Source organism: Frateuria terrea, assembly GCF_900115705.1.
Lineage (GTDB): Bacteria > Pseudomonadota > Gammaproteobacteria > Xanthomonadales > Rhodanobacteraceae > Frateuria_A > Frateuria_A terrea.
This window is the reverse complement of sequence record NZ_FOXL01000005.1, coordinates 82,247-104,443: the sequence shown is the minus strand read 5'-3', so window position 1 is coordinate 104,443 and position 22,197 is coordinate 82,247. Positions and strand designations below refer to the sequence as shown.

The 22,197-nt window shown below is 65.3% G+C and carries 14 protein-coding genes and 2 tRNA genes; 9 read left to right on the top strand and 7 right to left on the bottom strand.

Annotated elements, in window-relative coordinates:
• Positions 1-79 precede the first annotated feature (79 nt).
• A tRNA-Thr gene (locus tag BMZ38_RS09525) sits at positions 80-155 on the bottom strand.
• Positions 156-344: 189 nt separating this feature from the next.
• Between BMZ38_RS09525 and BMZ38_RS09520 the strand changes: the two genes are divergently transcribed.
• The 7 genes from BMZ38_RS09520 to BMZ38_RS09490 all read left to right on the top strand — a co-directional run bounded on the left by BMZ38_RS09520 (position 345) and on the right by BMZ38_RS09490 (position 10,554).
• Positions 345-2,264, top strand: a complete 1,920-nt coding sequence (locus BMZ38_RS09520) for a tetratricopeptide repeat-containing diguanylate cyclase (protein ID WP_175483815.1) — start codon at positions 345-347, stop codon at positions 2,262-2,264.
• 128 nt (positions 2,265-2,392) lie between these two features.
• A complete protein-coding gene (gene pilV / locus BMZ38_RS09515; RefSeq protein ID WP_091336733.1) occupies positions 2,393-2,977 on the top strand; it encodes a type IV pilus modification protein PilV in 585 nt (194 codons plus the stop codon).
• Positions 2,974-4,329, top strand: coding sequence for a PilW family protein (locus BMZ38_RS09510; protein WP_091336731.1), 1,356 nt, complete (start codon positions 2,974-2,976; stop codon positions 4,327-4,329). Before pilV ends, BMZ38_RS09510 begins: the two co-directional genes overlap by 4 nt.
• A gap of 33 nt (positions 4,330-4,362) precedes the next feature.
• The gene (locus BMZ38_RS09505; RefSeq protein ID WP_091336730.1) at positions 4,363-5,013 is read left to right on the top strand and encodes a pilus assembly PilX family protein; all 651 of its coding nucleotides are present in this window, start codon (positions 4,363-4,365) and stop codon (positions 5,011-5,013) included.
• A gap of 17 nt (positions 5,014-5,030) precedes the next feature.
• A complete protein-coding gene (locus tag BMZ38_RS09500) occupies positions 5,031-9,524 on the top strand; it encodes a pilus assembly protein (protein WP_091336728.1) in 4,494 nt (1,497 codons plus the stop codon).
• 14 nt (positions 9,525-9,538) lie between these two features.
• Positions 9,539-9,952 (top strand): type IV pilin protein, encoded by a 414-nt coding sequence (locus tag BMZ38_RS09495; RefSeq protein WP_091336726.1) that lies wholly within the window; start codon positions 9,539-9,541, stop codon positions 9,950-9,952.
• Positions 9,953-9,957: 5 nt separating this feature from the next.
• The gene (locus BMZ38_RS09490) at positions 9,958-10,554 is read left to right on the top strand and encodes a GspH/FimT family pseudopilin (RefSeq protein ID WP_091462154.1); all 597 of its coding nucleotides are present in this window, start codon (positions 9,958-9,960) and stop codon (positions 10,552-10,554) included.
• 44 nt (positions 10,555-10,598) lie between these two features.
• On the opposite strand, the gene BMZ38_RS09485 is transcribed toward BMZ38_RS09490, so the two are convergent.
• Positions 10,599-10,673, bottom strand: a tRNA-Val gene (locus BMZ38_RS09485).
• 105 nt (positions 10,674-10,778) lie between these two features.
• Between BMZ38_RS09485 and BMZ38_RS09480 the strand changes: the two genes are divergently transcribed.
• Positions 10,779-11,105: a lipid-A-disaccharide synthase N-terminal domain-containing protein gene (locus BMZ38_RS09480; RefSeq protein WP_091336724.1), complete on the top strand. Its 327-nt coding sequence runs from the start codon at positions 10,779-10,781 to the stop codon at positions 11,103-11,105.
• A gap of 110 nt (positions 11,106-11,215) precedes the next feature.
• Here BMZ38_RS09480 and metH read toward each other — a convergent pair whose 3' ends face one another.
• The 3 genes from metH to BMZ38_RS09465 all read right to left on the bottom strand — a co-directional run bounded on the left by metH (position 11,216) and on the right by BMZ38_RS09465 (position 16,089).
• A complete protein-coding gene (gene metH, locus BMZ38_RS09475; protein WP_091336722.1) occupies positions 11,216-13,900 on the bottom strand; it encodes a methionine synthase in 2,685 nt (894 codons plus the stop codon).
• Between the two features lie 157 nt (positions 13,901-14,057).
• Complete coding sequence (locus BMZ38_RS09470) at positions 14,058-15,137, bottom strand: homocysteine S-methyltransferase family protein (protein WP_091336720.1); 1,080 nt, start codon at positions 15,135-15,137, stop codon at positions 14,058-14,060.
• Between the two features lie 25 nt (positions 15,138-15,162).
• A complete protein-coding gene (locus tag BMZ38_RS09465; protein ID WP_091336718.1) occupies positions 15,163-16,089 on the bottom strand; it encodes an ArsR/SmtB family transcription factor in 927 nt (308 codons plus the stop codon).
• Positions 16,090-16,290: 201 nt separating this feature from the next.
• On the opposite strand from BMZ38_RS09465, the gene BMZ38_RS09460 reads away from it, so the two are divergent.
• Positions 16,291-17,451: an acyl-CoA dehydrogenase family protein gene (locus BMZ38_RS09460; protein WP_091336717.1), complete on the top strand. Its 1,161-nt coding sequence runs from the start codon at positions 16,291-16,293 to the stop codon at positions 17,449-17,451.
• 232 nt (positions 17,452-17,683) lie between these two features.
• Here the strand turns inward: BMZ38_RS09460 and BMZ38_RS09455 are convergent, their stop codons facing one another.
• Together BMZ38_RS09455 and BMZ38_RS09450 are read right to left on the bottom strand one after the other, a co-directional pair.
• On the bottom strand, positions 17,684-20,863 hold the full coding sequence (locus BMZ38_RS09455; RefSeq protein ID WP_091336715.1) for a multidrug efflux RND transporter permease subunit: 3,180 nt from the start codon (positions 20,861-20,863) through the stop codon (positions 17,684-17,686).
• A 12-nt stretch (positions 20,864-20,875) separates the two neighbouring features.
• On the bottom strand, positions 20,876-22,084 hold the full coding sequence (locus BMZ38_RS09450) for an efflux RND transporter periplasmic adaptor subunit (protein WP_091336712.1): 1,209 nt from the start codon (positions 22,082-22,084) through the stop codon (positions 20,876-20,878).
• Positions 22,085-22,197 lie beyond the last annotated feature (113 nt).

Below are 22,197 nucleotides of genomic sequence, written 5' to 3'. Positions count from 1 at the left end.
GCGGACGGTGGGGTAAAGAGAAACGCCGCCCCAAGATTACCCCAGAGGGTCTCGGAAGCGGCGTCTTTCCTTGCTGTGCTGGTGCCGGAAATAGGATTCGAACCTACGACCTACGCATTACGAATGCGCCGCTCTACCAACTGAGCTATTCCGGCTAAAGAGGCGGAAATTCTACGGATCGGCCGTGGCGCACGCAAGCACGTGCAGCGTGGCAAGCTTCGGAGCCGGCAGGTGGCTCATGGATGAAGGGGACGCCGCCCGCTACAGTCTCCGCGCCTCTTGCCGATATGGGGAGGTACACAGCCAGAGCTCGCCAGGGAGAGGCGCCCATCGGATTTCTTGCCTTGCCCACATCGACACATCGAGGAAAGCTGGCGCTGCGTTTCGTCCTTTTGCTGCTGCTCTCGCTCTTCCTGGGGCGGGTTTTCGCGTCCTCGTCACCCGATCGTGCGGTGGCGTTCGACCAGTACGCCGGCAAGCTGGAGCGAGGCGAGATCGCGCCGGACACCCAGGCTGGCGTGCTCGAGGCACTGGCGCACATGAAGAGCCTGCTGCCGCCCGGCGACGCGCGGCGCGAACTGCGCTACCGCTACATGTACTGCATCATGGGCCTGGATGCCTCGCCTGAGCAGGCCATTGCCTATGCCGAGAAGGGCATTGCCGATGCCCGGCGGCTCGGCTACGTGGATGCGGAGATCAACTTCGATTTCTGCCGCGGCTCCAACCAGGAGGCACTGACCACGCCACGCGACGCGCTGGTCGACTACAACGCCGGCATCAACCTCGCGCGCAGCCACGAGAACCAGCGTCTGGTGGCCGACGGCCTGACCTGGCGCGGTAGCGTGCAGTCGCTGCTCGGCGAACACGCACTGGCGCTGGTGGATTTCCTGGAGGCACAGAAGTTCTACGAGACCAGCGGCGCGCCGATCGAGAGCGAGGACAACCTTTTCAACATCGCCGTGGCCTACCGCCGGCTTGGCGAACAGGCGCAGGCGCGCGACTATCTGGACAAGTTGCTGGCCCTGGGCGAGCAACGCCATGACCGTGCGCAGCAGCTTGCCGCACACATGGAGCTGGGTTTCCTCGAAAGCGAAGCCGGTAACCAGTCCGCTGCCGAAAGCCAGTTGGGCAAGGCACTGGCCCTTGCGCATGCGGTCGACAGCCGCTCGCGGGGGGCCAGCATCCACCTGGGACTGGCGCAGGTCGACAACCTGCAGGGGCACTACCGCGAGGCGCTGGACGAACTGGCCAAGGCCCAGCCGGGGTTCGCCCGCATGGGCGACCGCTCCAACCGCGACATGGTGCTGCTGCAGACTGCCGAGGCGCACGCGGGCCTGGGACAGTACGCGGTGGCCATCGGCGAGTACGGGCAGGCCGAGAAACTCCTGCAGGAGAGCGGCAACCTGCGTTACCTGGCCGAACTGCTCGATGCACGCGCGCGCAGCTACCAGGCGCTCGGCCAGCTAGGTCCGGAAGTGGCGGACCTGCGCCGGCTGGTCAAGGTGGGCGAGGCGCTCGATCGCAAGGCGCACTCGGACAACGCCACGTTGATGAACTACCAGTTCCAGACCGCACAGCGCGACCAGGAGAACCGGCGCCTCGCTGCCGATCGCGCATTGAAGGAGCAGCAGCTGGAATCGCTCGAGCGCGTTCGCCATTGGCAGCGCCTGGCGCTGGTGCTCGGCGGCGTGTTGATCGTGCTGCTGCTATGGCTCGCGCTGCGCCAGTTCCGGCGTTCGCGCAAGCTGCACCGGATGGCGATGACCGACCCGCTCACCGGCATCGCCAACCGCCGCCACATCGAGCAGCTTGCACGGAACGCGCTGGGCCACGCCGGTGCCAATGGCGAGCCGTTGTGCGTGCTGGTGCTGGACGTGGACCACTTCAAGGCGGTCAACGACGCCTTCGGCCATGCGGTGGGCGACCAGGTGCTGGTGCGCGTCGCGCAGGCCTGCAAGCATGCCTTGCGCCGGTTCGACATGCTGGGGCGGCTGGGCGGCGAGGAGTTCCTGGTCGTGCTGCCCGATACTTCGATGGACGTGGCCATGCAGATCGCCGAGCGCCTGCGCCGCAAGGTCGAATCGTTGCCGCTGGGCAGCCTCGCCCCGGGCCTGCAGATCACCGCCAGCGTCGGCGTCGCCGAGGCCGAGCATGAGGCCGACGACCTGCCCGAGCTGGTGCGACGCGCGGACACCGCGATGTACCGTGCCAAGGACGCCGGTCGCAACCGGGTGGAAGTGGTCGCGCGTGCCCAGGTGGTGTGACGCAAGCCACATCCGGCCAGCACCCGGATGCCGCTCGTCGGGAAAAACCTGCCATTCGTCCGGCGCCCACTGGCGGGCGGCGCACGGTCACCTATGCTGAGGTCGGCGTGATCCGGAAGGGGGCTGGAATGAATCATTACGCACCGCGCAGCCAGCGCGGCGTATCGCTGATCGAGGTGATGATTGCCGTGCTGATTTTCAGCGTCGGCATGATCGGCGTCGCCGGCCTTCTGATCATGGCGACCCGTTCCAACCACACCGCCTATCTGCGGACGCAGGCGAGCTTTCTTGCGGGGAACATGGCCGACCGCATGGGGGCCAACCCTATCGGGGTGTGGAATGGAAATTACGATTCGAGCAGCTACCCGGTAAGCGCAAGCACTGCGACCAACAGCGACTGCAGCGCCGGCTGCACACCGGAAATGCTGGCCCAGGCCGACCAGCGCAACTGGAGCCGGCAACTCACGACGTTCCTGCCTGGCGTGAAGGCAACGATCGCTTGCGATGCATCCAGCGCCGGTTACACGCCGGCAGCGTGGGTACCGCCCTCATCCGGCACTTCGGCACCTCCGCCCACGCCGGGCCAGATCGGCATGCGGCCGCCTTACGGTGGCAACTGCCGGATGAGCATTACCTGGAACGAGCAGGGGGCGGGTGACCCGGACCACCGTGAGGTCGAGACACAGACGTTCAACTGGGAGTTCCAGCCATGATGGTTTTCATGGTCGCCGGCGCGGCTCGGCGCCGACAGGGCGGCGTAACTCTCATCGAGCTCATGGTCGCCATGGTGCTTGGTCTAATCGTGGCAGCCGGCATCGTGACCGTCTTCCTCTCGACCTCCAAAAGCAACCGCGTGCAGAACCAGATGGCGCGCCTGCAGGAGGAAGGGCGATTCGCGGTCACGCGCGTGAAGGACGACCTGCGCATGGCGAATGGGCAGTACTGCACCAACTCGGGCGGCGTGGCCAAGGCGGCCGCGGCATCGCAGGTCTACCTGGACGGCCTGCGCACTCCGAAGGTCTATGCCAAATCACTGACATCCGCGATGGCCGACGTCACCACTGGCTTCGGCACTACCAGCGGAACCAACACTTACCCGGCCGAGCCCACCGAGCCTTATTCGTTCCCCTCGTACCTTTCCATGCGCGGTTACGATTGTGGCAAGTCTTCATGCAGTCCGGCCGATCCGAACACGACCGTGAGCGAAATTCCGGCCATGGGTACAGACGTGGGTGACCGTGTTGTGGGCACCGACGTCCTGACCCTGCGCTATGTGAATTCGTCGCGCGGCTGGGCGATCGTCGATGCCGGTGTGACCGGAACGCATCTAGCGGTCGCCGCATCCAGCCCGAACGAAATCCAGAGCATCACCCTAGCGCCGGCAAGTTCCAGCGAGCCTCCGGTGAGTGAGTTCGCTTCGGGTGACCTGGCCATGCTGGCCGATTGTTCGAACGCGCAGATCTTCGCAGTGACCAACGCCAGCGGCGTCCTGACGCCGGATACGGCCAACAACCTGGCGACGCCTGCGCCGCAGCAGCCGCTGTCCGCGCCAAAGTTGTTCGACTTCAACACCGATTATCTGACGGTGACCTACTACGTGCGGGTGGTTGACAACGGCGATGGCCATCATACCGGTGCGTTGATGCGGCGCGTAAACGGTGGCGGTGCGGGTGGCTCGGAAGACGAGCTGGTCCGCGGCGTGGAGCGACTTGATTTCCGCTACGGCGTGCAGGACGCCGACGGCAAGGTGCGTTATCTGAACGCGAATGATGTCGACAAGGCGACCGGCGTCAGCTGCCCTCCGGGCGAGCCGAACGCAATCACTTCGGCAGGTTGCCTGTGGCGCGCGGTCACCACCATCGAGGTCAATCTCGTGCTCGACGGACAGGATCCGCTTTACACCCTGACCGCCCCGGACCTTGCGTACAGCTATGGCATCGACGGCAACTATTCTCCTGTTGCTCCGTCACTGCACGACATTACTCCCAGTGATCAGGGGTTCGTAGACCAGATGATCCGGCGCGAATTCAGCGCGGTGGTCGCGGTGCGCAACTTCAATCCCTGACATGCCAGCCGAATCGATCCGAAGGTGAATGCCATGACGCGTTTACGTCGCAACCCCTCCCGGCGACGAGCCCAGCGAGGCGTGGTGATGATGGTGGCGCTGGTCTTTCTGGTGCTGCTGACCATTCTGGCGATCAGCGCGTCGGGCCGCTCGTTGCTGCAACAGCGCATGGCGGGAGGCCTGCGTAATGCAGGGATGGCGGAAATGGCAGCAGAAACGGCGTTGCGTGGCGCCGAGTGGAAGCTGTGGACCAGCACTTCGAAGTTGACGGCACCGCCATTGCTGTGCGGATCGGGTGTGCTCAGCGGAAGCTGCTATCGCTATGACCCTTCCAACGCAAACGTCTATGGCCCCACGGGTATCGTCACGCTGTTCCGCACCAGCCCGACGTGGGTCAATACGGGAGCCCAGACCTACAAGGGCCCCGGGGGCACTATTGACTATACGACCCAGTCGGGAACCGCCAAGCTCGCCAAGAACCCTGTCTATGTGATCGAAGACATGGGCGTGGAGCTGCCTCCCGGGGTGAGCGGCGGATTGCACGAGTCCGGCGCCACCGGCATGGGCGGCGGCGGTGTCGGCAGTACCAGCCGCCATGTCTATCGCATCACCGCCCGAGCCACGGGCGGCGACCCCAATACCGTGCGCGTGCTTGAAAGCACGTTCGCCGCCAAGAGCAATTGAGCTGGAGCCCCTGCGCCATGCCTTCTCAACGCGTCCTGTCCGCCCGAAAAAAGCTGATCGTCCTGGTAACCGGTTTGACCCTGTTGGGCGGCATGTCGGTGCCATTCACGCCGACCGTGCATGCCCAGGTCGCGCCGACGGCGTTGCCGGGCATTCTCGCCGTCGTTCCCGCGGCCACGGCGTCGGTCGCTTCAGCGGCGGTGGAGCTCAGCCCCACGCCGCCAAACGATACGCAGGCGGTCGCGCCGAACATCATGGTGACGTTCGACGATTCGGGTTCCATGGCGTTCAATTACATGGGCGACAACCGTCCTTTCGATGATGGAAGCTGGAACGGTCCCTGGCGATGCGCTGGCGTGATCGACCCGCGGAGCACCGACAGCAACGACATCCTCTCGCACGCGATGAATGGCGTTTACTACAACCCCAATGTGACCTACACGCCCCCGGTCAGGGCGGATGGCACCGTTTTTCCCAATGCGGACGCCACGCTCAAACTGGTGCCACAGGATGGTATTGGCGTAAACCGCCCGTACAACAAGAAGACGCTTGCCACCACGGCGCGGCTCGATAACAACCCGGACCTGATCTTCGACACCACGCGCGCCACCGATTTGACCGGGATCAACGCATACACGGACACCACCCCAACCTGGTACAGCGCGTTTGCCGGGGACAACCCCTGCCCTAGCGGTACGATTTCCGGCACCTGCAAGTCGAACTCCGCGAACAGCAGCGGTAGCGGAAACAGCAAACGTTGGTACTACTACACGCTCGACGATACGTCGCCGCTTCAGACCGGGGGGGGGGGCTGCCCGGCCAACAAGGGCAGTTGCACCACCCACAAGAGCGCTGGTAGCAACAGCAGCAGCTACGGCACTTATTACGTCTGGTCAGCCTACAAAACTTACCCAGACCAGCGCTGGACCTGCGGTTACGGCTCCTCGTCTCCCATGGACAAGAGCCAGACCGGACCAGACGGACGGGCCTATCCGGACGGCGGTCCGTACTACTACCGCTACAAGTCGTCCGCACCCAAGATAACGGTCGATGTCTACGGCAAACCCGACTCGGCGGGATTGAGCAATCTCTACAAAGCCAGCAATTGGGAAGCGGTCGCGGTCACCAACACCGACAAGACCATGCCCAACGGCAAGACGGTCAACCAATGGCAGAACTTCGCCAACTGGTATGCCTACTATCGAGCCCGCAACCTGATGACGCGTACGTCGCTGTCACGCGTTTTTGGCGCCCTGGGCGGGCAAACCGCCGATGGTGGCTATGGCAGTTCCATCCGCGTCGCATGGCAAAACCTAAATGACGGTACCTACCAGATTCCGTCAAACACCATCATCAGCACCCTACTGGATACGGCCGATTGCGGAGGGGCCGCTTCGGCAGATCCGAGTAGCATCCAGACACCTACCGACAAAGCGAAGCCGCCGAGCTGTTATCGCAGCGCCTTCTTCAACTGGATCTTCCAGACGCCCGCCAGCGGTGGTACGCCTTCGGTAAACGCTACCAATCGCGCCGGCAAGTTCTTCCAGCGTGGCGGCAGTGCAGATGCCAATGCTTCTACGGACCTCCATACGTTGATGGATCCCTATTGGGAGGCCGGGAAGGTAGCCGCGGACGGTACCCAGGCCGCGGGTGCCGAACTTTATTGCAGGCAGAACTTCCACATGCTGGTTACCGATGGCCTGTTCAACTCGAACAGCGTATCGACCAGTAGCGTGACCACGCCCCCGCAGAACAAGGTAACGCTCCCTGACGGAACGTCGTTCGACCCTGCCGCCAGCTACAACGCAATCTTCCAGGGCGTGCACTCCGATAACGGAAGTGGTGGAAGCGAAGCCTCGCTTTCGGATCTCGCGTTCAACTTCTGGGCGACCGACCTGCGTCCGGACCTCTACGATCCTGCCAACGGCAAATTCGTGCCACCCTATCTTCCGGACAAGACGACCGGCGTCGTTTTGACAAGCGACAAGTCCGCATCGGGCGTGAACAACGCGAACGTCAACAATGAGGTCTACTTCAATCCCAAGAACGACCCGGCCAACTGGCCGCACCTGGTGCAGTACATGGTGGGCCTTGGCGTCAGCGGCAAGCTGAACATTTCAGAAGATACCGATTGCTCGATCAGCAACTCTGACGCGTGCTTGTTGCGCAAGGGGACGGCCAACTCGACCGGTGCTATCGGCTGGCCCACTCCGAGCGATCCGAATCCGGGTGCCCCCGCCAACATCGACGATACCTGGCATGCGGCCATCGCCGGTCGCGGCAACTTCTTCAGTGCTGGCAACCCGCAGAACCTGGTCGACCAGCTGAGTACGATCCTGACCAACATCAGTGCGCGCAGCGCGCCGGCACTCACTGGCGCGGTGAATACGTCGGTGCTCGTGCCCGGTGCCTTGGCGTTCAGTACGGGCTACAGCTCCTCGGACTGGTCCGGCACGCTGCTGGCCGTCGGCGTCAACTCGAATGGCACGCTTACGACGGGTGCGCTTTGGGACGCGGGGGCGATTCTCGACGATCCTACAAAATCACCGCCGGCTAACCGCTCGATCTTCACCTCCAAGGAAGCGGACGACCACAGTTTCGATGGTGGCGTGGAGTTCAAGACCTTCACCGACCTCGATGCGGCGGGGCAGGCGTTGCTGAGCGGCCAGCCAGCGAGCGTCGACAGCACGAACGACACGGGCCAGACGCGCATCGACTACCTGCGCGGCGATCGCACCAAGGAGTCGTCCACGTTCCGTCCGCGCGCCCATTTGCTGGGTGCCATTGTCGGCTCACAGGCGCTCTACCTTTCCTACCCGTCCAGTGGCTATCGCAACACCTGGCCGGAAAATTCGCCCGAACAGGACGCAGTCGAGGGCGATAGCGCGACGTGCGGTGATACGACGCCGTCCTCCTGTCACAGTTACGAATACTTCGTAAAGGATCACCTCGACCGCAAGCCCGCTGTCTACGTGGGAGCAAACGACGGCATGTTGCATGCCTTCGACGCTTCCGAGTACGAGGACACCAGTGGCCCCACGCCGGTCGTCAAGCCGACGGCAACTGCGGGCCAGGAGCTGTTCGCCTACGTGCCCCGCTCGGTCTATGCGAACCTCGGCGAGCTCACCGACAAGAGCGACTTTCGATTCATGCCTACGGTGGATGGCGGGTTGGCGACCCGGGACGTGTACTTCAGCAAGGACACCACCACCCCCGTCGCCACGTCGAAGGGCTGGCACACGCTGCTGGTCGGCGCGTTGCGGCTGGGCGGCCGCGGCGTCTACGCTCTGGACGTCACCGATCCGGACGCCATGGCCGCTGGCAAGGTCTTGTGGGAGTTCAGCGCCGACCAGCCCGACCAGGGCGCCTGGACCGATGACACCATCAGCAATCCGGGCGGCAAGCCGTCCGACCTGGGTTACACCTATGGCCAGCCGAACATCGGCCGCCTGCCGAACGGACGGTGGGTCGTACTGGTTCCCGGCGGTTATTTCCCGGATTGCAGCAAAGCGCCTTTTACCGCCTCCAACTGCTCGTACCCGGCGGCGGCCACCCACAAGTACAGTTCGTTGTTCATCCTGGACGCACAGACCGGCAAGCTGATCAAGGAAATCACCACTCCCGACCCGGATACCGTCGGTGGCGCGGTCGCCAGCCATGGCCTGGCGTCGCCCGTGCTTGGCGATTACAACGACGACCAGGTCGATGACGTGGCGTTCGCCGGCGACCTCGACGGCAACCTGTGGCGGTTCGACCTCAGCTCGTCCAGCCCGGCGGACTGGAGCGTGAGGCTCGTGTTCCAGCCTGCCAACCCAGGTGACCAGCCGATCACCTCGATGCCGCGTCTGTTCGCCGATCCGGTGACCAACCGGTTCATCGTGGTGTTCGGCACGGGCAAGTATCTGGGGGCCAGCGACAACACCAGCGACAGCGCGCCGACGCAGGCCGTCTACGGCATTCGCGACAATCTCGACACCGGCCCCTGGACGGTAGACGACCTGGTGCAGCAGACGCTGAGCGAAAAGACCGCCACCGATGGCGTAACTTTGGCGCGCGGCCTTACCAACTACGCGGTGCCGAGCGACAAGGGTGGCTGGTACTTCAACCTCGGCCCGAGCACTTCGTCCGAGGGCGAACGCGTGGTGGTCACGCCTGGCGCGCTGTTCGACACCGGTCGCGCAGTCATCCAGACGCTCATTCCGGGCACCAACGACCCGTGCAGCGCCAGTATCCAGGGTGCTCTCATGGTGATCGATGCCGCGACCGGCGGTTCTGGCGGCGGTCTCACCGGGCCGCTGGTGTCCGGCTGGGGCGGCAGCGGCGCTGGCGATACCTCCACCGTGGGTGGCCGCGTCAACAACCCGCGTACGACCGGTTCGTTACCACTGGTCACCACGATCGGCGGCGGCACTGTACTGGTGCCCGGGCTGAAGCTCACCGGCGGCAGCGTTCTCGATATCAACGATGCCGTCTGGCGCCGTCGTTCATGGCGGCAGATCAACAACGAATGACGGGAATACCCTCCATGAGCAAGCAGCGTGGTTTTACGTTGATCGAACTGATGGTGGTGGTGGCGATCATTGCCATCATCGCGGCGTTCGCTGTTCCCAGCTACTTGCGCTATGGCATCCGCGCGCGCCGGGTAGACGGCCAAAACCTGCTGATGCGCACCGCCGACGCACAGGAACGCTACTACGCCATCAACAACCGTTATGGTTCGCTGGACGAGTTGGGCTACACCAGCGCGGCTGGCAAGCAGTCCGAGAAGGGCTACTACGAACTGAGCCTGGATCCAGCGTCCGATAGCAGCACGTACACCGCCATTGCTACTCCGGTTGCCGGCGGTCCACAGGCAAAGGACGATTGCGAGGCGCTGACTATCAGCAATACAGGTGAAAAAGGGCAGACCGGTTCCACGACCAACGGAAGCTGCTGGTGAGCGCTATGAAGAACAGGCATCGGTGCGAAAGGGGTTTCACGTTGCTCGAGCTCATGGTGACGCTGGCGGTGGCATCGGTACTCGTGGTGATCGCGGTGCCGAGCTTTCGCGATCTCCTCAGGCGAAATCAGGTCAGCTCGGCAAGCAACGCGCTGCTTGCCGATCTCAGTTATGCCCGCAGCGAGGCAAGCACGCGCGGCAGCATCGTCTCGATCTGCCCGAGTACCGATGGCACGACGTGCGCGAGCACGCAGGCCTACGAGTCCGGTTGGCTCGTGTACACCTATTCGGCGGGGCATTCGGTGGCAGCCACGGCTTATGACGCAAGCAAGCCGGCCACGAACCTGCTTCTTCGCCACACGATGGCGCGCGAGGGTGTTTCCCTCCAGGCTGACAGCGCGGACATTGTTAGCTTCGGCCCCCAGGGACAGCTCCTGCCCACCGGTAGCACCCATACGTTCTGGACCTGCTTTCGGCCCAAGGGTGAGTCGGGCGGTGGCAGCAGTACGGGCAAGGTACCGGGTGCCGAGTTGGCGGTGAACGGTTCCGGTAGCACGAGTTCCAAGAAGCTTACAGAGAAGACGAGCTGCCTGTTCCCCTGAAGCGCAAGAAAAAACCCGGCACTAGGCCGGGTTTTCTTTATGCGTGGTGGGCGATGCAAGGATCGAACTTGCGACACCTGCCGTGTGAAGGCAGTGCTCTACCGCTGAGCTAATCGCCCGCCGAGAGCGCGCAACTATACGGATCCTCACGCGGCCGGTCAATGGGCGCGGCGGAGCGCGGTGGCGTTGGGTAGAATGCCCGCCTTTCACGCAGGCAACGCCCCATGGATATCTTCGCTCCCATTCTCCATGCCTTGCAGCACTTCCACCTCACGGCATGGAAGCTGGTGGGCTTCGCCGGCACCTTCATGTTCACCAGTCGCTGGTTCGTGCAGCTGTACTACACGCGCAAGCACAAGCGGGTGGTGATGCCGCTGTCGTTCTGGTGGTTGTCGGTGGGTGGCAGTGCGTTGCTGCTGGCCTATTTTACCGTGGGCAAGAACGACTCGGTCGGCATCCTTTCCAACTTCTTCCCCGTCTTCGTGTCGGTCTACAACCTGGTGGTGCACTTGCGCCATCGCAGGAACAGCGTCACCGGCGACGAGGTCTGAGATCCGGTCCCGCGAGAGGCAGGCATCCTTAGCTGGCCCCAACGGTAGCCAGTGCGAACTGCACACGCTCCCGCGCGGGCGTCCCGTCCACGCACGAGCGCGACGCGGGCTCAGTCAGGATCGTAGTCGAGGTTGGAGGCGAGCCAGCGTTCGGCCTGCTCGCGGGTCCAGCCCTTGCGCAAGGCGTAGTCTTCGACCTGTGCGCGGGTGAGGCGGCCGACCACGAAATACTGGCTGTCAGGATGGGAGAAGTACCATCCGGAGACGGCGGCGGCCGGATACATCGCGAAGCCTTCGGTCAGCTCGATGCCGGTGTTGGCCGTGACATCGAGCAGGCGGAACAGGGTGGTTTTCTCGGTATGGTCGGGGCAGGCGGGATAACCGGGAGCGGGGCGGACGCCCTGGTACTTCTCGGCGATCAGTGCTTGGTTGTCCAGCGCCTCGTGCGGGGCGTAGCCCCAGAACTCGCGGCGCACGCGCTCGTGCATGCGCTCGGCGAAGGCTTCTGCCAGGCGATCGGCCAGGGCCTTGAGGATGATGGCCGAGTAGTCGTCATTGTCGGCGCGGAAGCGCTCCAGGTGAGGCTCGATCCCCAGGCCGGCGGTGACGGCGAAGCCGCCGACCCAGTCGGGCTTGCCGTATTCCTTGGGCGTGACGAAGTCGGACAGGCAGAGGTTGGGGCGTTCGACCGGCTTGTCGGCTTGTTGGCGCAGATGGTGAAGCATCACCTTGCCACCGTCCGCCTGGATTTCGATGTCGTCCAGCACGCTGGCGGCAGGCCAGAAGCCGATCACGGCGCGGGCAGTGAGCCACCTCTCGGCGACAATCCGGTCGAGCATCTTCTGTGCGTCGCCGAACAGCTCGGTCGCCTGTGGACCGACCACCTCGTCGGTAAGGATCGCCGGGTAATGCCCAGCCAGCTCCCAGGCCTGGAAGAACGGTGTCCAGTCGATGTACTCGCGCAACTCTGCCAGGCCGTAGTCGTCGAACACGGTGATGCCGGGTCTGGCCGGCTGCGGTGGCGCATAGTTCGCCCAGTCGCAGCCGAAGCGCTGCGCGCGGGCCTTCTCCAGCGGGACCAGTTGTTTGCCCGGGCCGCGGTGCCGGTGGCGCTCGCGTACCTCGGCGTACTCGGCGCGGATCTTTGCCATGAAGCCGTCGATGAGTTCCTTGCTGACCAGCGACTGCGCCACGCCGACTGCACGCGAGGCGTCCTTCACCCAGACGCAGGGCGACTTGTAATGCGGCTCGATCTTCAGTGCCGTGTGTGCGCGCGAGGTGGTGGCGCCGCCGATCAGGAGCGGCACGGTGAAGCCCCGGCGCTGCATCTCGCGGGCGACGTGGCCCATTTCCTCCAGTGAGGGCGTGATCAGGCCGGAAAGGCCGATCATGTCGGCCTGCTCGGTTATGGCGGTATCGAGGATCTTCTGCGCGGGCACCATCACGCCAAGGTCGACCACGTCGAAATTGTTGCAGCGGAGCACCACGCCGACGATGTTCTTGCCGATGTCGTGCACGTCGCCCTTGACCGTGGCCATCACGATCTTGCCGTTGCTCTTGCCAGTGTCGCCGGTGCGCGCCTTCTCCGCCTCGATGTAGGGCAAGAGGTGCGCCACGGCCTTCTTCATCACGCGGGCGGACTTGACCACCTGCGGCAGGAACATCTTGCCGGCGCCGAACAGGTCGCCGACCACGTTCATGCCATCCATCAGCGGGCCTTCGATCACATCCAGCGGGCGCGTGCACTGCTGGCGGGCTTCCTCCGTGTCCTCGACCACGTACTGATCGATGCCGTGGACCAAAGCGTGGGCGAGGCGCTCGCGCACGGGCCTGGCGCGCCAGGCGAGGTTCTCCACGACCACCTCGCCCTTCTTCGATTTGTAGCGGTCGGCAATTTCCAGCAAGCGCTCGGTCGCATCCGGACGACGGTTGAGCACGACGTCCTCGACCCGCTCGCGCAGCTCGGCGTCCAGGTCATCGTAGATGGCCAGGGCCCCGGCATTGACGATGCCCATGTCCATGCCCGCCTTGATGGCGTGGTAGAGGAACACCGAGTGGATCGCCTCGCGCACGACGTTGTTGCCGCGGAAGGAGAACGACACATTGGAGACGCCGCCGGAGACGTGGCAGGCCGGGAAGCGTCGCTTCAGCTCGCGGGTGGCTTCAATGAAGTCGACCGCGTAGTTGTTGTGCTCCTCGATGCCGGTGGCGATGGCGAAGATGTTGGGGTCGAAAATGATGTCTTCGGGCGGGAAGTCCAGCCTTTCGGTAAGCAGGGCGTAGGCGCGCGAACAGATCTCGACCTTGCGTGCGCAGGTGTCGGCCTGGCCTTCCTCGTCGAACGCCATCACCACCGCGGCGGCACCGTACTGGCGCACCTTGCGGGCCTGTTCGAGGAAGCTTTCCTCGCCTTCCTTCATCGAGATCGAATTGACGATGCCCTTGCCCTGCAGGCAGCGCAGGCCGGCCTCGATCACGCTCCACTTGGAGGAGTCGACCATCACCGGCACGCGCGCGATGTCGGGCTCCGCGGCGATCAGGTTGAGGAAGCGCACCATCGCGGCCTCCGAATCGATCAGGCCCTCGTCCATGTTGACGTCGATGATCTGCGCGCCGTTGGCGACCTGCTGGCGGGCGACTTCGACGGCTTCCTCGTAGCGGTCTTCCTTGATCAGCTTCTTGAACTGCGCCGAGCCGGTGACGTTGGTGCGTTCGCCGACGTTGACGAAGAGCAGGTCAGGGGTGAGGACCAGGGGTTCGAGGCCGGAGAGGTGGGTGTGGCGGATGGTGGTCATGCTTCTGCTTTGGCTTCCTCTCCCCTGCGGGGAGAGGATTGAGGTGAGGGGACGAGGCTTGCGGGGAGGCCAAAAGGAGCCGGCCTTGATGTTCGGCTATCGCCAGCGTGGCCCCTCACTCCAGCCCCCGAGGGGAGAGGGAGCGGATCGGAGGTGCTCACGCGGCTTCCCGCGAGGTATCCGGCAGTCTTCGGGGTGCACAGTAGCGAACAGCCTCGGCGATCGCCGCGATGTGCGCCGGCGTGGTACCGCAGCAACCGCCGACGAGGTTCAACAGCCCATCGCGGGCGAAACCGGCAATCACGCTGGCCATCTGCTCGGGCGTCTCGTCGTATTCGGCGAAGGCGTTGGGCAGGCCGGCGTTCGGATGCGTGCTGACGTAGCAGTCGGCGATGTCGGCCAGGGTCTGCACGTGCGGGCGCAGGTCGGCGGCGCCCAGTGCGCAGTTCAGGCCCACGGCCAGCGGGCGGGCGTGGGCGACGGAGTAATAGAAGGCCTCGGCAGTCTGACCCGAGAGCGTGCGGCCGGAGCGGTCGGTGATGGTGCCGGAAATCATCACCGGCACGCGCGCGCCGCGCTCGCGGAACAGCTCGGAAAGGGCGAACAGCGCAGCCTTGGCATTGAGCGTGTCGAAGATCGTCTCGACCATCACGACGTCCGCACCGCCGTCGATCAGGCCTGCCGCCGATTCGCGGTAGTTGGCGGCCAGTTCCTCGAAGGTGACGTTGCGGAAGCCGGGGTCGTTGACGTCAGGCGACAGCGAGGCGGTGCGGCTGGTCGGCCCCAGCACGCCGATGGCGAAGCGCGGTTTGTCCGGTGTCTTGGCGCCATACGCGTCGCACGCGGCGCGGGCCAGTCGCGCGCCTTCCAGGTTGAGTTCGTATGCGAGGTGCTCGAGGTGGTAATCGGCCTGGCTGATGCGGGTGGAGTTGAAGGTATTGGTCTCGACCAGGTCGGCGCCGGCGTCCAGGTAGGCCTGGTGCACGCCGCGGATCAGCTCCGGACGGGTGAGCGAGAGCAGGTCGTTGTTGCCCTTCAGGTCGCAGCCGCCGGGATGGGCGTGCTCATGATGGCCGTCGTGGCCGTGTGCGAAGCGCTCGCCGCGGAAGCCGGACTCGTCCAGCGCGTGTCCCTGCAGCATGGTGCCCATGGCACCATCGAGGATCAGGATGCGCTCGCGCAGCGCCTGCTCGAGGAGGGTGACGCGGTCGGGATGGAGCCAGGGCAGGGTGCTCATGTCGTTTCTCTCGGAATCTTTCGGCTTACGGTTTGCGCGCCAGCAGGCTGATCACTTCGAAGTGCGGCGCCTTGCGTTCGCGGCTTAAGCGGACGCAGCTGGACACGGTGAGACCGGCGTCGGTGGCGAAGCGGGACAGGTCTTCACGGGTAAAGCCCAGGTTTCGGTGGTCGAACGGTTCGACTGCGGTGCGATGGGCATGCTTGCCCAGCGTCACGGCGAGCAGCCGGCCGCCGCTGCGCAGCAGGCGTGCGGCTTCGGCCACGGCCTGCGCGGGGCGCTCGGCGTAGGTCAGCGCATGCAGCATCAGCACCAGGTCGAAGCGGCGCTTGCCGAGGTCCAGCGCGTGCATGTCGCCCTGGCGCACCTCCACGTTGCCGAACGCGCGCAGACGCTGGGCGGCAGCGGCCACCACGCGCTCGCTGGAATCTACGCAGACGATCGAGCGCGCGTGCGGCGCCAGCAGCTCGGCCGTGATGCCGTCCCCCGAGGCGATGTCCAGCACGTCGCCGGTTTCCAGCAGCTGCAGCAGCGACCGGGCGAGGGTTTCCCAGGTGCGGCCCGGCGAGTAGTGGCGTTCCATGTCGCCGGCGACGGTATCGGCCCAGCCCTCCTCGCGTGCACGGTTGGCCAGCACCGCCGGCAGGCGTGCGGCATCCTCGCGCAGCAACGCGTCGTCGATGCTCTCGCGCAGCGAGTGCAGCAGCGCATGCCGGTGCGAGTCGCCCTCGTTGTTGGCGCGGTAGTAGGCCGATACGCCGGCGCGGCGGTCGCGCACCAGCTCGGCTTCCTTGAGCTTGGCCAGGTGCGTGGACACGCGCGGCTGAGCCAGGTGCAGCACCTGGGCCAGCTCGGCCACGGTCAGCTCCTCGCGCTCCAGCAGGGCCAGCAGGCGCACGCGGGTGGGATCGGCCAACAGGCGCAGGACGCCCGAGGCGGTCGCCAGATCCATTTTCATCCCTTTATCGCGATGCGAAGATGGATAGGCTAGGCGGCAGGGTCGCGGGCGTCAAGGGTGGGGGTGCACGAGATCCGCCGAGGCTTCAGCCGCCAGTGCTGGTGCGGCCTCGGGGGCGGTGAGCTGGAGCTTGCCCTACGGGGGCGCATGCCGTTCGGCTAAACTAGCGGGCTTCGCCAAGTCTTGGAGCCGCCCATGGATTTCCGTTTCACCGAAGACCAGCTCTCGATCCAGTCGATCGCCCGCGATTTCGCGCAAAAGCGCATCGCGCCGGTGGCCGCGGAGCTGGATGCCAAGGGCGAATTTCCGCTGCAGAACATCCAGGAGATGGGGCAGCTCGGCCTGATGGGCATCGAGGTTCCGACCGAATACGGCGGTGCCGGCATGGACCCGATCGCCTACGTGCTGGCGATGGTCGAAATCGCTGCGGCGGACGCCGCCACCTCGACCATCATGTCGGTCAACAATTCACTGTTCTGCAACGGCATCCTCAAGCACGGCACGGAGGAGCAGAAGCAGACCTATGTGCGTGCCATCGCCTCGGGCGAAGCCATCGGCGCCTACGCGCTGACCGAGCCGCAGTCGGGCTCCGACGCCTCGGCCATGCACACGCGTGCGACGAAGAACGCCGACGGCGATTGGGTGATCAACGGCAAGAAGAGCTGGATCACTTCCGGCCCTGTCGCGCGCTACATCGTGCTGTTCGCGATCACCACGCCCGGGATCGGCGCCAAGGGCGTGTCGGCATTCATCATCGACACCAAGCGGCCGGGCTTCCACGCCGGCAAGACAGAGCCGAAGCTCGGCATCCGCGCGTCGGCGACCTGCGAGATCGAGTTCAACGACTACGTCTGCCCGAAGGAGAACATGCTGGGGCAGGAAGGCAAGGGTTTCGCCATCGCCATGGGCGTGCTCGACGCCGGCCGCATCGGCATCGCCTCGCAGGCAGTGGGCATCGCGCGCGCCGCCTACGAGGCCACGCTGCAGTGGTCGAGGGACCGCAAGGCCTTCGGTGCGCCGATTGGCACGTTCCAGATGACCCAGGCCAAGATCGCGGACATGAAGTGCAGGTTGGACGCGGCCACGCTGCTGACCTTGCGCGCGGCCTGGGCCAAGGGCGAGACGGAGAAGAACGGCGGGCGCTTCGGCACCGAGGCGGCAATCGCCAAGCTGACTGCGTCCGAGGCGGCGATGTGGATCAGCCATCAGGCGGTGCAGATCCACGGCGGCATGGGCTACTCCAAGGAAATGCCGCTGGAGCGCTACTTCCGTGACGCCAAGATCACCGAGATCTACGAAGGCACCAGCGAGATCCAGCGCATCGTGATCGCGCGCAACGAGACCGGCCTGCGTTGAGCTTTCTCGCTCCTTCTCCCTTCCGGGGCGAGGGGGACGGGGCTCGCGGGAACGCTTCCAGAGCTTGCTGACGAACCCTTCGAAGCATCGCTGTACAGCAGACATTTTCGGATAACGAAAGCCCGGGCTGTGCCCGGGCTTTTTCTTTGGGTCCGGGGCCAGCCCCCCGATCCCTCACCCCAGCCTCTCCCCCATCATGGATAAGTAACGGGGGAGAGGGAGCAGGATGGCGCTACTGCCCGCGACGTGGGTCCGAGTCGAACGTATGCGGCCCATGGCCGATTCCCGACTGCGCCGGACCGTCACCATCGAGCTTGTCGCCGAGCAACCGACGCACTACCACGTAGAACACCGGGATCAGCAGCACGCCCAGGAACGTGGCGAACAGCATGCCGCCGATGACGCCGGTGCCGATCGCGTGGCGCGCGTTGGCGCCGGCGCCTGAGGAGATGAACAGCGGGAACACGCCCAGGATGAACGCCAGCGAGGTCATCAGGATCGGACGCAGGCGCAGGCGGGACGCCTCGACCACGCCTTCGCGCAGCGTCTTGCCATGAGCCTGCTGCTCCACCGCGAATTCCACGATCAGGATCGCGTTCTTCGCCGCCAGGCCGATCACCGTGATCAGGCCGATCTTGAAGTAGATGTCGTTGGGCAGCCCACGCAGCAGCGTGAACACCACCGCGCCGAGCAGGCCCAGCGGCAGCACCAGCAGCACCGAGACCGGGATCGACCAGCTCTCGTACAGCGCCGCCAGCGCCAGGAACACGATCACGATCGACAGCACCATCAGCAGCGTGGCGGCGTTGCCGGAAAGGATCTCCTGATAGGACTGGCCGGTCCAGTCGAAGCCGTAGCCCTGCGGCAGGTCGCTGGTGACGATCTTCTCCATCTCGGCCATGGCCTCGCCCGAGGCATGCCCCGGTGCCGGCGAGCCGACGATCTCGACCGCTGCGTAACCGTTGTAGCGGGTCAGCGAGGGCGAGCCCATCTGCCAATCCGCGTGCACCACGTTGGACAGCGGGATCATCTCCGGCGTACCCGCGGCGGTGGTCTGCGTGCTGCTGGGGGTAAAGAAGTGCTGCAGCGCGTCCGGGCCCATGCGATAGGGCGCATCGGCCTGCATGATCACGCGCTTGACACGGCCGCCGTAGGTGAAGTCGTTGACGTACACCGGCGCCAGCATCAGGCCGACCGCGTTGTAGATGTCACCCACCGACAGGCCCATCGACTGCGCCTGCACGCGGTCCACGTCCAGGTGCAGCTGCGGTGCGTCCTCGAGTGCGTTCGGGCGCACGCCGGTCAGCAACGGATCCTGGCTGGCCTTGCCCAGCAGCGTGTTGCGCGCCTGCGTGAGCGCCTGACGGCCGGCGCCACCGCGGTCCTGCAGGTACATGTCGAAGCCGCCGAACTGGCCCAGGCCCTGAACGGTGGGGATGTTCACCACGAAGATGCGCGCGTCATGGATCTGGAACAGGGCCATGTTCGCCCGCTGGATGAAGTCCGCCGCAGTGCCATCGCGCTCGGACCAATCCTTGAGCTTGATGAAGGCCATGCCGGCGTTCTCGCCCGAGCCGATGAAGCTGAAACCGGCCACCTGCAATACGGTGTCCACGGCCGGATCCTTCTTCAGGATCTTCAACATCTGGCCCATCACCTCTTCGGTGCGCTGCTTGGTGGCGCCCGGCGGCAGCTGGATCACCGACATCGCGTAGCCCTGGTCCTCTTCGGGCAGGAAGCTGCCGGGCAGACGGGTGTAGAGGAAGCCGGCCAGCACCGCGACCAGCACGAACACGAACATCCAGCGCGGCGCGTGCCGCACGGCGCTGCCGACGTGGCCGGTGTAGGTGCGGGTGGTCCACTCGAAGAACTGGTTGAACTTGCGGAAGACGACGTTCTTCTTCTTGTGGTGCTCGGGCTGCAGGAAGCTGGCGCACAACGCCGGCGTGAACGACAGCGCGAGGAACGCCGAAAACGCCATCGACACCGCGATGGTCAGCGCGAACTGCTTGTAGATGATGCCCGACGCGCCAGGCTGCAGCGCCGAAGGCACGAACACCGCCGTCAACACGACGGTGATCGCCACCACCGCTCCGGTGATCTGCGCCATCGCCTTGCGCGTTGCCTCCTTCGGCGGGAGGTTCTCCTCGGTCATGATGCGTTCGACGTTCTCGATCACCACGATCGCGTCATCGACCACGATGCCGATGGCCAGCACCATGCCGAACAGGGTCAGCTGGTTGATGGTGAAGCCCAGCACCAGCATGCCCAGGAAGGTGCCCAGCAGAGCGACCGGGATCACCAGCGTCGGGATGATGGTGGCGCGGATGTTCTGCAGGAACAGCAGCATCACCAGGAACACCAGGACGATCGCCTCGACCAGGGTGTGCACCACCTCGTCGATGGAGATCCGCACGAACGCAGTGCTGTCGTACGGGCTGAACCAGCTCACGCCGGGGGGGAAGCTCGGCGCCAGCTCGTCCATCTTGCTGCGCACGGCGGTGGCCACGTTCAGTGCGTTGGCGCCCGGCAGGAGCTGGATCGCGAAGGCACCGATCGGCTTGCCGTCGACGGTGGTGTCGAAACCGTAGTTGCCCGGACCGAAGCTGATCTTTGCCACGTCGCCAAGCTTGACCGTGGTGCCATCGGGATTCGCGCGCAGGATGATGCCGGCGAACTGCTCCGGGCTCGTGAAGCGGCCCTCGGTCGACACCGTGGCAGTGAAGCCCTGGCCGGGCAGGGCCGGGTCGGCGCCGATCGAGCCGGCGGCAAACTGCACGTTCTGCGCGCGGATCGCGTCGAGCACCTGCGTGGCCGAGAGGTTGTAGCCCTGCAGCTTGTCCGGGTTGAGCCAGATGCGCATGGCGTACTCGGAGCCGAACTGGTTGGTGCTGCCCACGCCCGGCACGCGGGCGATCTGGTCGAGCACCTGCGAGCCGACGATGTCGCTCAGGCGATCGCGGTCGATGCTGGGGTTGTCGGACTTGAGTGCCACCACCATCAGGAAGCCTGAGTTGGCCTTGGCCACCACCACACCCTGCTGGGTCACTTCGGAGGGCAGGCGCGGCGTGGCCAGCGAAACCTTGTTCTGCACCTGCACCTGGGCGATGTCCGGGTCCGTGCCGCTCTCGAAAGTCAGCGTGATGCTGGCGCGGCCGCTAGCGCTGGAAGACGAGGAGAAGTACAGCAGGTGATCGATGCCGGTCAGCTGCTGCTCGATGACCTGGGTGACTGCCTTCTCGGTGGTCTCGGCGCTGGCGCCGGGATAGGAGGCGTTCACCGTCACCGAGGGCGGTGCGATGTTGGGATAGGACTCCACGCCCAGGTTAAGGATGGCCAGCACCCCGCCCAGCGAGATCAGGATGGCCACCACCCACGCGAAGATCGGGCGGTCGATGAAGAAACTCGGCATGTCGCGGCTCCGTTACTTGCCGCGCGCGGTCGCGGCGGCGGCAGGGGCCTTCGCGGCGGCAGCCGGCGTCTTGCCCGCGGGCACCGGAGGCTGCCAGGGGGACGGATTGGCCGGAGCACCTTCCTTGACGTTCTGCACGCCCGAGACGATCACCTTCTCGCCGGCCTTCAGGCCGTCGGTGATCACCCAGTCGCCACCCTGCATCGCGCTGGTGGTGACGCCGTTGCGGGCGACCTTGTTGTCAGGGCCGACGGTGAACACGTAGGCGCCGGCGGTGTCGCGCAGTACCGCCGCCTGCGGCACCACGAACACGTTGTGGCGCTGGCCCAGCGAGGCTTCGAGCGTGACGTACATGCCCGGCAGCAGGGTGTGTTCGGGGTTGGGCAGGCGCGCGCGCAGCTTCACCGCACCGGTGGCAGGGTCGACGTTGGTGGAAGAGAAGTCCACGGTGCCCGGCTGGCCGTACGCGCTGCCGTCAGGCAAGGCGACATGCACCTGGGCGCTGTCGTTGCCGGCCAGCGAAACGTTGCCCTGGCCCTGCGCCTGGCGAAGCTGTTCGAGCTCGGCCACGCTCATGGTGAAGTTCACGTACAGCGGGTCGATCTGGTCGACGGTGGTGAGCAGGGTCGCCTCGCCCTGGCCGACCAGGGCGCCTTCGGTCACCTGCTGCTGGCCGGCGCGGCCGTCGATCGGCGAGCGCACGTCGGCGTAGCCGAGGTTGATCTGCGCCGACTGCACCGACGCGCGCGCCTGCTGCACGGCCGCCGCGGCGCTGCGCTCGGCCGCCAGCGCGTTGTCCAGGTCGGCCTTGGAGACGTAGCCCTTCGGCGCCAGCTCGCGGGCGCGGCTGGCGTTGACCTTGGCGTTGGTGTAGCTGGCCTGTGCCTGCGCCAGGCTCGCCTGGGACGCGCCCAGCGTAGCCTTCAGGGGGGCCGGGTCGATCTGGAACAGGAGCTGGCCCTTCTTGACGTCGGTGCCTTCCTCGTAGGTGCGCTTGAGCAGCACACCGGGTACGCGGGCGCGCACGTCGGCGCTGCGAAACGCGGACAGGCGGCCGACCAGGTCCTTGGTCAGCGGCACGGTCCGCGCCTTGAGCGTGATCACTCCCACTTGCGGCGGCGGCATCTGCTGCTGTCCCTGCGGCTGGCCCTTGCCGCCGCAGGCGGCCAGGGCGAGCAGGCCGAGGCACAGGCCCAGGGTGCGCGTTGTCGTGGACTTCATGGGAACTCCATTCTTATGAGGCGTGATTCTTGATGACCGGGCGGGGAAGCCGGCGAGCATACGAGGGTTGCCGTGTCCGACCAGTGCCAATGGTCGTGACTCGGCGTGCCGGC